The organism is Okeania sp. SIO2B3 (genome assembly GCF_010672525.1).
GTDB lineage: Bacteria > Cyanobacteriota > Cyanobacteriia > Cyanobacteriales > Microcoleaceae > Okeania.
The window spans coordinates 12,627-24,604 of sequence record NZ_JAAHGH010000110.1; the positions used below are offsets into that span (position 1 = coordinate 12,627).

The following is an 11,978-nucleotide window of genomic DNA, read 5'->3' on the forward strand; positions in this document are numbered from 1 at the left end:
AAGACGAAGAAATTATCGGCACTCACCAAAATGACACCCTCATTGGCAATGAAGGAAATGACCAAATTACAGGTCGTCAAGGAAATGATTTATTAATTGGTGTCAATCCTGATAGTAATACTCCCGGTAGAGGAGAAGTCGATGACATCTGGGGTAACAGAGGAACAGATATCTTCGTCTTAGGAGATGAAGATGCAGTTTATTACGATGATGGTCAAACAAATACCACAGGTGCTGAAGACCTAGCAGTTATTTACGACTTTGAGCCAAACCGCGACCGGATTCAATTACACGGAAATGCCGATGATTATCAACTACAACTGAGCCAAAACCAACAACATACACAAATCTTTTCTATAGCGAATCAGAATCAACCAGAATTGATCGCTCAAGTGCAAAACTATACCGATCTAGTTTTAGATAATTCTCAACACTTCCAATATCCGGGGTTATCCACAGAAGACGAAGAAATTATCGGCACTCACCAAAATGACACCCTCATTGGCAATGAAGGAAATGACCAAATTACAGGTCGTCAAGGAAATGATTTATTAATTGGTGTCAATCCTGATAGTAATACTCCCGGTAGAGGAGAAGTCGATGACATCTGGGGTAACAGAGGAACAGATATCTTCGTCTTAGGAGATGAAGATGCAGTTTATTACAATGATGGTCAAACAAATACCACAGGTGCTGAAGACCTAGCAGTTATTTATGACTTTGAGCCAAACCGCGACCGGATTCAATTACACGGAAATGCCGATGACTATCAACTACAACTGAGCCAAAACCAACAACATACACAAATCTTTTCTATAGCGAATCAGAATCAACCAGAATTGATCGCTCAAGTGCAAAACTATACCGATCTAGTTTTAAATTCAGACCAGTTTAATTTTGTATAGCATCAGCTTTATAGAACCCATTTGGTATCTATTTAAAAATAGAGGAGAAGATGGGGAGATGGGGGGATGGGGGGATGGCCAGATGGGGAGATGAGAGTATTTTTCTATCTGCAAGGGAAGCTACCAGGTGCGCTATTGGGCGACGCGGGGTCGCATCCGCTTTTTCCCCTATTCTCATTCTCGTTCCTGAATTTCCACTGGCTCGCTCAGACTGAGGACGATAGAGGAGAAGATGGGGGGATGGCCAGATGGGGAGATGAGAGTATTTTTCTATCTGCAAGGGAAGCTACCAGGTGCGCTATTGGGCGACGCGGGGTCGCATCCGCTTTTTCCCCTATTCTCATTCTCGTTCCTGAATTTCCACTGGCTCGCTCAGACTGAGGACGGAAGCCAAAAGCACATACCGCGTCCAAAGATCCGTTTAGGGGTTCTATAGAACCCAATGAATCAGCTCTAATACCATTTTCAAAAAATATTGCTACATTAGCTATTCAAGGTGTTAGGTGGTAGGTATAATCAATAAAAAGTGAAGATTTTTCAATTCCGTTAAGCATCTATATTTTACTGTAACAATCTTTCTTGAATTTGGTATAACAAGGAATAATATCATGTCCGGTTGAACAGTTATAAATAAATAGCGACGGAGTCCTCAGGAGTCAACCCACCCCTAACCCCTCCCAGGAGGGGAGGGGAAGTCAGGAGTCAGGAGGGAAGACTGAAGTTGGAAGAAGGAAGAAGGAAGAAGAAGAACTGGAGTTGAAGGAAAAAGTTTTTTGATCACGCTCTTATCCGGACATGATATAAGATGATAGTAAGGAGTAGAGTAGAATTTCATAAAATCTTCCTTTCTCCTTACTCCCAAAAGAGGGATTATATAACTATATTTAAGTGTCTATCCCTACCTCCTTACTCTTCCATATCTTCTACGTCTATATCTTCTGTTTCTTCCATATCTTCTGCGTCTATATCTTCTGTTTCTTCTGCATCTATATCTTCTGTTTCTTCCATATCTTCTACGTCTATTTCTTCAGTTTCTGTTGCCGGAACTAAAGCAACTTCTGCAATACTATCTGCATCATCTAATTTTTGTACCCTTACTCCTGTAGCACTACGAGATTGAATCGAAATAGCATCAACTGCTTGACGAATAATAATTCCGCGAGTAGTAATCATTATTAATTCTTCAGTTTCATTAACTATTCTTAAAGAAGCTAACTTATCTTGTTTCTTTTTCTTCTTCTTAAATTTAGTAGCAATACGACCTTTACCACCTCGGTTTTGTAAAGTAAATTGAGAAACTGGCACCCGCTTTCCATAACCGCCAGTAGTAATAACTAATGCCCATGGCCCACGATTATTAACTGATGTAGTTTCTTCAGTTTCTTCATCTTCTATTTCTTCAGTTTCTAGTTCTAATTCTGCTTCTTCTAGTTCAAATTCTTCCTCATCAATATCAGCAATTTCATCCACAATTGAACTGGGTAAAATATCCATACTAATTAACTCATCACCCTCGATCAATTTCATTGATTTTACCCCTCTAGTATTACGACCCAAAGAACGCAATTGCTTATTATCCGTTCTAAAGTGAATTGCCATCCCAGAACTAGAAGCAATAATCACACTATCATCAACCTTCGCTCTTCTTACCCATCTCAATTGGTCGCCTTCGGCAAGAGAAATAGCAATTAATCCATTAGAACGGATATTAGAAAATGCGGATAAAGGTGTTTTTTTAATATATCCACCTTTGGTCAACATCACTAGAAATTCGTCATCGGTGAATTCGGAAACTGCCACTATAGAAGTTACTTTTTCATCTCGTGGAATTGGTAACATTTGTACCACTGGTACGCCCCGTGCTATACGAGAACCAATAGGAATTTGATAAGCACTTAGACAATAAACAACACCTCTTTGAGTAAAGAATAAAATACTATCATGGTCACAACAACTGAGAAAATGTTCAACTCCATCATCTTCTTTCATTTTCGTACCAGACTTACCACGAGTTGCTCGACTTTGAGCCTCAAAAGTATTAACTGGCATCCGTTTAATATACCCTTGTTCTGTTAATAGAATAATTGCTTTTTCATTGGCAATTAAATCTGTATCATCTAGTTCACCTTCTGCTAATTCAATGATAGTTCTTCTCGGAGTAGCATAGCGTTCTTTTATTTCTAAAGCTTCAGTTTCAATAATTTCTAGAATTCGTTCTCGTTTAGCTAATATATCTTGTAAATCAGCAATTTTTAACAGTAATTCTTCATGTTCTTGTTCAATTTTTTGCGCTTCTAATGCTGTTAATCTTCTTAACTGCATTTGTAAAATTGCGTCTGATTGTACTTCAGATAAACCATGAATTTCAATTAGTTCTTGTTTGGCAGTAGGAGTATCTGCAGCCTGACGAATTAATTGAATAATTGCATCTAGATTATCTAAAGCAATTAACAAACCTTGTAATAAATGGTCTCTTTCTTCAGCTTTTCGGAGTTCGTATTGAGTCCTTCTCGTAATAGTTTCTATCCGAAAATCTAGGAATACTTCGAGATATTTTTTCAGCGTTAGTAACTGAGGTTCTGAATTTACTAATGCTAAAATATTAGCCCCAAAATTGGCTTGTAGAGTGGTTTGTTTATAAAGATTATTGAGTACAACTCTCGGATAAGCATCTCGTTTAAGTTCGATAACTACCCGCATTCCGTCGCGGTCGCTTTCATCTCTAATATCAGAAATACCATCAATTTTTTTATCATTAACCAGTTCAGCAATTTTTTCAATTAAAGCTGCTTTATTAGTTTGGTAAGGTAACTCTGTAACAATAATAGCTTCTTTGTCAGGACGACCGCGCTGTTCGAGGGTTTCTATGGTGGCGACACCCCGCATAGTTATAGAACCACGACCGAGTGTGTAAGCATCGCGGATACCAGATTTTCCCAGAATTTGAGCCCCTGTAGGAAAGTCAGGACCGGGGATGTAGTGCATTAACTCAGTATCAGTTATTTCTGGGTTTTCGATCAGCGCTAACAAACCATCAATAAGCTCCCCCAAATTGTGGGGAGGAATATTAGTAGCCATTCCCACTGCAATACCAGACGAACCGTTGAGGAATAGTTGAGGAATACGGGAGGGAAGTGCCAACGGTTCTTGTTGAGAACCATCAAAGTTATCAACAAAATCTACTGTTTCTGCATCAATATCCCGCAACATGGCATCAGAAGTAAGTGCTTGTAGACGACACTCTGTGTAACGCATAGCCGCAGGTGGGTCATTATCTACAGAACCAAAATTACCGTGACCGTGAATGAGGGGCGATCGCATTGAAAAATCCTGAGCCATTCGCACCAAAGCATCGTACACCGCTGTATCGCCGTGGGGATGATACTTACCCAACACTTCTCCCACCACACGAGCACATTTACGGAAAGGGCGGTCTGCTGTTAACCCTAATTCGTTCATGGCATAAAGTATGCGGCGATGTACGGGTTTGAGACCATCTCTAGTATCTGGTAATGCCCTACCTACGATTACGCTCATGGCATATTCTAGGTACGATCGGGACATTTCATTACGGAGATCGGTCGGTACAATTCGTGACTCAGAAGTAGTCATACTAATGAAAAACTCCGTTAAATATATAATTAATTAGCAAAAAACCGCAAAAATGGGATTTCGCCCAATTAAGTTCGGTGTATTTGCAAAATTATGCTGTTTACGTCTAAAATTATAGCATATTTTGTGTCTATTTTTGATAAAATTAGCTCAAAAACGTCCGAGTATTTTTAGTTCGATTTAAAATTCAAATATTGGTATGATGACACTTAAGAAGGAAGAACGAAGAACGAAGAAGGAAGAAGGAAAAAGTGGATGGGGATAGTCAACGACTTATAACACCAACCAGTTGTAAACACCTTGTAGACGGCGGGGTATTAAACCCAAAATCAAAAGATAAAAAGTTTCATTTCATGGGACAAAATCTAATATCTAAAATTAACTGATGATTTCTGTTATTTATTCCGATGAATTTCTCGAACACAAAACTGGTATGCTACACCCAGAGCGACCAGAACGTTTAACTGCAATTGTCAAAACTCTCAAAACTTTTCCTAACAATGGCCAATTGCAATGGCGATCGCCCACCCCAGTACAACAGCGTCATTCATCATTGATGACACTACTAGAAAAAGTTCACTCTCGCAGTCATATTCAAGCAGTAGCAGAAATAGCTAATCAAGGTGGCGGTTATTTGGATGGGGATACACCAGTTTCTGCGAAAAGCTATAATGTGGCATTGTTAGCAGTAAGTGCTTGGTTAGATGGAGTCGATCTAGTATTGGCAAATGCAAATCCAGCGTTTGTGTTGGCAAGACCCCCTGGACATCACGCTGAAAGTAAACGGGGAATGGGATTTTGCTTATTTTCCAATGCAGCGATCGCAGCTCATTATGCTCTAGAGAAACCAGGTATTAACAAAGTCGCTATTTTAGACTGGGATGTACATCATGGTAACGGTACTCAAGAAATTGTCGAAACTAACGAAAATATAGCCTACTGCTCCCTCCATCAATCTCCCTGTTATCCTGGCACTGGAACTGCTGACGAACATGGTTACCACAATAATGTACTAAATTTACCCATGTCACCAGGTACCACAATGACAATTTATCAACCCACATTCGAGCAAAAAGTTGTACCCTTTTTAGCTAGCTTTCAACCAGATTTATTGATTGTTAGTGCTGGCTATGATGCTAACCGTGACGACCCATTAGCAGGTATTGCTCTCCAACCAGAAGACTATGGAACATTTACAAAATATTGTTTGCAAATAACCCGCAAAATCTTATTTGGTTTAGAAGGTGGTTATGACCTACCCAGTTTATCTCAATCAGTAGTAGCAACAATTGAACGTTGTTTGTAGAAGATTTGAAGAAGGAGTTAATTAAGTTATCACTTATCAGTACTTCCTAGAATACGGAGGTGAGAAGATGCAGAATTGGTATTCCTACGAAACGTAATGGTATACAATACAGCAAACAGGAATATTGGGCACGGGAGCAAGATGCTCCCACTGCCGTGCCTCTTTAGCTCGGAGAGTATGTCATAATCATGTCCGGTAGCATCGGTATTGTATAGAATTTGTAGGGGCAAATGGTATTCGCCCTAGCCATAAGTAGAGCCTCTGCATAAGTCCTATTAAGCGGAGCATGAGCTAGGGAATTGCTGCAACTCTGACTACCGATTTGTTTTATACTACATTTTGAAATACGAAATGTGGGCTAGAGGTGTCGTAGTTAATAAATAGCAAGTATTATCCTTACCAGAAACTAGGGCCATAAATTATGTTAATCTAGTAGCGATCGCTCAATTCAAGAAAGAAAAGAATACATCCTAAAATTAAGGCATTCTTGAGTCCGTAGACCGCAAAAGTACCCTGGGGCGTAGGAAAATACAGATATCATAAAGGCCAATTTAAGTAGGGCTTGCTGATTAAATCTAAAAGCATTGACATATAAAGGTTGAGCACATTTTTTAGTTAAAAAAAGTCCAAGTTTAATGGTCCTAATGGTTCAAAAAAGAGCGCCTAATATGCGCATAGTTGGGCAGAATAATCAAGGGATTATTCTTTCTGCTAACTCCTCTATAATTCCCATTTCTCCTGTCTCCTGTCTCCTGTCTCCTGTCTCCTGTCTCCTGCCCTTACCCATAAGACTAGTGAAGCGCAAACCCTAAGTAGAAATGGACAACTTGATTCAGGAAATATCAGTGAAATAGGCACAATAGTCCCTTACTGTACTTTAAAGGTGAAGAGTATGTCAAAATCACCAATATAATTATGGGCATAAAGCATATATTTCAAACATTGGGTTTGAAATCCAGCGGCAGCTTAGGGCCAGCTAGCTAACAGAAATCTATGTAGTGATTTCTCTCCTAGCTGCTAAAGCCAAATCTACCGCCTATATGTAATACTTAAGTAACACAAAAATGTAGTACCTAACAAGGGAGTTAAATTATGAAAAAAGACCTCACTAATTATCGTAATTTCGGCATCTTCGCCCACGTTGATGCAGGCAAGACCACCACAACCGAAAGAATCCTGAAACTAACCGGAAAAATCCATAAAATCGGTGAGGTCCACGAAGGTGCAGCAACAACAGACTTTATGGAACAGGAGCAAGAGCGGGGTATTACAATTCAATCCGCTGCCACAAGCTGCTTCTGGAAAGACCACCAGTTAAATATTATTGATACTCCTGGCCACGTTGACTTTACCATCGAGGTATATCGTTCTCTCAAAGTTCTTGATGGTGGCATAGGTGTATTCTGTGGCTCTGGTGGTGTGGAACCCCAGTCTGAAACCAACTGGCGCTATGCCAACGATTCTAAAGTTGCTCGGATTATCTATGTAAACAAACTTGACCGGACAGGAGCTGATTTCTACAGGGTTGTGAAGCAGGTTGAAGAGATACTCGTGGCCAAGCCATTAGTAATGGTATTGCCCATTGGAATTGAAAATGATTTTGTGGGAGTAGTCGATCTACTAACCCGCAAGGCGTGGGTATGGGATGATTCTGGAGACCCAACCAAATATGAAATTAAAGACGTTCCAGAGAACATGGTTGATGATGTAGAGAAATATCGGGAAATGTTGGTTGAAACTGCTGTTGAACAAGACGATGATGTGATGGAAAAATATCTGGAAGGAGAAGAGCCAGAACTTGATACTCTTAAGCGCTGTATCCGTAAAGGAACTAATGAGTTGGCTTTCTTCCCTACCTACTGTGGCTCATCTTTCAAGAATAAGGGCGTGCAGTTGGTACTAGATGCAGTAGTTGATTATCTACCTAACCCGACTGAAGTCAAACCACAACCAGAGATAGACTTAGAGGGTCACGAGACTGGTAATTTAGCCTACGTTGACCCTGATAAGCCTCTGCGTGCTTTGGCCTTCAAGATTATGGATGATAAATATGGTGCTTTGACCTTTACTCGCATCTATTCTGGTATGTTGTCCAAAGGTGACACAGTACTGAATACTTTTACAGGTAAAACTGAGCGAGTTGGACGTTTGGTGGAAATGCACGCTGACTCTCGCGAAGAAATTGAATCAGCTCAAGCTGGTGATATTGTTGCTATCGTTGGTATGAAGAATGTCCAAACTGGCCATACTCTCTGTGACCCCAAAAACCCTGCAACTTTAGAACCGATGGTGTTCCCCGATCCAGTAATTTCTATTGCTGTAGCACCAAAAGACAAAGGTTCTGTGGAAAAACTGGGCATGGCATTGAGCAAGATGGTCGCCGAAGACCCGTCTTTCCGAGTTGAGACAGACCCCGAAAGTAATGAAACTATTATCAAGGGTATGGGTGAGTTGCATTTAGATATCAAGGTTGATATTCTAAAGCGGACTTATGGAGTTGATGTGGAAGTTGGTAAGCCACAGGTAGCTTATCGTGAGTCTATTACTAAGCGTCTTGAAGATGGCTATACTCATAAGAAGCAGTCTGGTGGTTCAGGTCAATTTGCTAGGATTGACTATGTTATGGAGCCTGCTGAAACAGGTACTGGTTTCCAATTCGAGTCGAAAGTGACTGGTGGAAATGTGCCCAGGGAATTTTGGCCAGCCGTTCAAAAAGGTTTTGAAAGTAGCTTTGAAAAGGGTATGTTAGCAGGTTTCCCCTGTGTGGATATGAAGTTCACATTGATGGATGGTGCTTATCACCCGGTTGACTCTTCGGCGATCGCCTTTGAGATTGCTGCTAAGGCGGCCTATCGACAATCTTTTTCTAAAGCATCCCCTCAGTTACTTGAACCGATCATGAAGGTTGATGCGTTTACGCCTGACGATCATGTTGGTGATGTGATCGGAGACCTCAACCGCCGTCGAGGAATGATTAAGTCTCAAGATTCATCGCCCATGGGTACTCGCATCAAAGCAGATGTGCCATTGAGTGAGATGTTTGGTTATATTGGCGACTTGCGGACTATGACTTCTGGTAGAGGTCAGTTTTCAATGGAGTTTTCCCATTATGCACCTTGCCCTGCTAATGTGGCGGAAGTGGTAATTAAGGAAGCTAAAGAGCGTCAAGAAGCTAAGAAATAGTTAGACCTAGTATATACAGGGCTGAAAAATTAAGTAAATTAGCGCTGTAGTTTTAACTAAGGGCGGGTTGAAAACATCAATAGTTGGCTGCATTTTTGTCCCTATTGATGAAACCCGCTCTTATTTTTTTTGTGGATGACACAAATTTAACAATCAAGCGGTGGAGTTGTTTGTATAGCTCGCCCGACAAGGGTTGTATGATTACTGATTGTCAACCGGACATGATATAACTGTCCAGTTGAACAGTTATAAATAAATGATGGAGGAGTCAGGAGGACCGAGTCAGGAGTCATATAAAATCCGGTAGCATCGGTGTAATTAGATGGGGGGATGGAGTACCCACCCCTAGCCCCTCCCAGGAGGGGAATGTGGGGAGATGGGGAGATGGGGACCCACCCCTGCCCCTCCCCAACCCACCCCCGCCCCTCCCAGGAGGGGAAAATGGGGAAATATTTGGTAATCGTTGAAGATGGAACATTTTTTACGTGCCGAATTAAACGGATTTGATATTAAATATTTGTAGTAAACACTTATAAAAATGATATTATTCATAACATTTATTAGTGGCATTTTCATGGGAATGACTACAGCACCAGTAAACGCATGGTTTCTCGGATGGGTAGCTTTAGCTCCTCTATGGGTGCTAGTAATTCAACAAGAAAAATACCTTGATAAATTTTTATTAGGTTTAGTTTGGGGAATAGGTTATCACGGTGTAGCTTTATTTTGGATAACCGGAATTCATCCCATGACTTGGTTAGGAGTTCCTTGGTTAGCTAGTGTAGCGATCGCTCTATTTTGTTGGATTTTTATCACCCTTTGGGGAGCAATTTTAGTTGCTATTTGGGCTTATTTATTTGGGGTTGTAACTACTAAATATTTCTCAGGGAAAATATTCTCATTTGCCAGAGTTTTATTAGGTATAACTTTATGGTGTTGTTTAGAGAAAATCTGGAGTTTAGGAAGTCTTTGGTGGACTTCTTTATCTTTGACTCAGAGCAACTATAATTTAGTAATTTTACACCTTAGTCAATTATCAGGACCAATTACAGTTACAGCCGCTATTATTACAGTAAATGCTTTAATTGGGGAAGCTTTTATTCAAGCAAAATCACAGGGAAACTCAGAAAATTTTCAATCAATTAAATTTTGGAAAAAACAAAATAATTCAGATAAACTTAACCTATTTTTTAAACCTTCATTATTCATTATTAATTATTCATTATTAATTATTCATTATTCCTTCTTCCTTCCAATCGCAACTTTTCTATTTTTCCACATAGTAGGATTTAGTCTATATAATATTCCTTTAAATCCCGATTCAACCACAGCATTAAAAGTAGGAATTATTCAAGGAAATATTCCTAATGAAATTAAGCTCAATTCTACAGGTTGGTATCGTGCTCTGGAAGGTTACACAACAGGATATAACAAATTAGCAGACCAAGGTGTTGATGCTGTCTTAACTCCAGAAACAGCTTTACCTTTTTTGTGGACAAATCAAAATAATCGTAGATTCCTTTCTTTTTATCAAGCAATTTTAGATAAAAAAGTAGTAGCTTGGGTAGGTGGCTATGGTAAACAAGATAATAATCTGACTAACAGTTTATTTACTATAGATAATACAGGAGAAATTTTTAGTCGTTATGACAAGATTAAATTAGTACCTCTAGGAGAATTTATTCCTTTCAATGAAGTCTTAGGAAAACTAATAGATAGACTCTCACCTTTAGACGCTCATTTAGTACCTGGAGAAACAGACCAAATATTTGATACACCTTTTGGCAAAGCGATAGTTGGAATTTGTTATGACTCAGCTTTTTCCGAAGTATTTCAAAGACAAACTGTAGCAGGGGGAGAATTTATTTTAACCGCAGCTAATAATGCCCATTATAGTCCTACAATGCCAGCTCAACATCATGCTCAAGATGTAATGCGAGCGATTGAAACTGATAGATGGGCTGTACGAGCAACTAATACAGGTTATTCTGGAATAGTAGACCCTCACGGTAGAACAATTTGGCTATCTGGAATTAATACTTATGAAACTTATTCAACCACAATTTATCGGCGAAATACCCAAACTTTATATGTAAAATGGGGTGATTGGTTAACACCAACATTAGTCATGGGAGGAATTTTAATAAAAATAATTATCTGGTCAAAAACCAAACATTGAAGAAGGAAGAAGGAAGAAGGAAGAAGGAAGAAGGAAGATGGAAGAAGGAAGATGGAAGATGGAAGATGGAAGATGGAAGATGGAAGAAGGAAGATGGAAAAAAAATGTTTGGGGTCAGGCAATTGAAATAGTAATTGTTGATGGATTATCAACAGCAGATGCCGCCAATGAAGCAATTGTTCAAATATAAGCATTCAGCCGTCATATCAAATCCGGTAGCATCGGTATAAAATCTTTTGAAGTAGGAGGACCGAGTCAACCCACCCGCGGACCCCTCCCCACCCACCCCTAACCCCGACCGTGGAGGGGAAGGACCGAGTCAGGAGGGAAAAAATTTATCAAGATTTGCTAATGGTGAAGATAGAGAATGTTTTTATACCGAATTAAACGGATTTGATATCAGCTCTCAGCCATCAGCTATTGCTTTTAGTTGGAAATCAAAGCTTTACTAATTGAATCAGAATTTATATTTACGCTTAAAAGCTGGCGCTCAACAGTCTATATTCATTAAAAGAGAGCTGAAAGCTGACAGCAAGCTAGCTGTTTGCGCAGCATTCCGCAGGAAATGCTTACGTTAAAATATAAAAAATATTTGCTTAATAGTAAAGCAGTCAATAAGTTTAAAATGAGAATTTCAATTGAAGTATCTGAGAAAAAAACAATAATTATGAGACGTAAATTATTTTCTGTAATTTTGCTATTTATACTCAGTTTAATATTAGTTACTTGTAGTGTAAATAAACCTAAAAATTCTCTCCAACCAGAGCCATCAGAGGCAGTTTTAACCATTTGG

At 39.5% G+C, this 11,978-nt stretch carries 5 protein-coding genes and 1 pseudogene; 5 read left to right on the forward strand and 1 reads right to left on the reverse strand.

The window, feature by feature from the left end; translation table 11 throughout:
* Positions 1 to 905 (forward strand): annotated as a pseudogene (locus tag F6K15_RS32475) (hypothetical protein); the annotation flags it as partial.
* 906 nt (positions 906 to 1,811) lie between these two features.
* Here F6K15_RS32475 and gyrA read toward each other — a convergent pair.
* Complete coding sequence (gene gyrA / locus F6K15_RS32480; RefSeq protein ID WP_293069448.1) at positions 1,812 to 4,517, reverse strand: DNA gyrase subunit A; 2,706 nt, start codon at positions 4,515 to 4,517, stop codon at positions 1,812 to 1,814.
* 385 nt (positions 4,518 to 4,902) lie between these two features.
* On the opposite strand from gyrA, the gene F6K15_RS32485 reads away from it, so the two are divergent.
* The 4 genes from F6K15_RS32485 (at position 4,903) to F6K15_RS32500 (ending at position 11,375) form a co-directional block, all read left to right on the forward strand.
* The gene (locus F6K15_RS32485) at positions 4,903 to 5,823 is read left to right on the forward strand and encodes a histone deacetylase (protein WP_293069450.1); all 921 of its coding nucleotides are present in this window, start codon (positions 4,903 to 4,905) and stop codon (positions 5,821 to 5,823) included.
* 1,092 nt (positions 5,824 to 6,915) lie between these two features.
* Positions 6,916 to 9,006 carry an elongation factor G gene (gene fusA, locus F6K15_RS32490; protein ID WP_293069452.1) on the forward strand — a complete coding sequence of 697 codons (2,091 nt, stop codon included), beginning with the start codon at positions 6,916 to 6,918 and terminating at the stop codon, positions 9,004 to 9,006.
* A gap of 538 nt (positions 9,007 to 9,544) precedes the next feature.
* The gene (gene lnt / locus F6K15_RS32495; RefSeq protein ID WP_293069453.1) at positions 9,545 to 11,185 is read left to right on the forward strand and encodes an apolipoprotein N-acyltransferase; all 1,641 of its coding nucleotides are present in this window, start codon (positions 9,545 to 9,547) and stop codon (positions 11,183 to 11,185) included.
* A gap of 37 nt (positions 11,186 to 11,222) precedes the next feature.
* Positions 11,223 to 11,375, forward strand: a complete 153-nt coding sequence (locus F6K15_RS32500; protein ID WP_293069455.1) for a hypothetical protein — start codon at positions 11,223 to 11,225, stop codon at positions 11,373 to 11,375.
* Positions 11,376 to 11,978 lie beyond the last annotated feature (603 nt).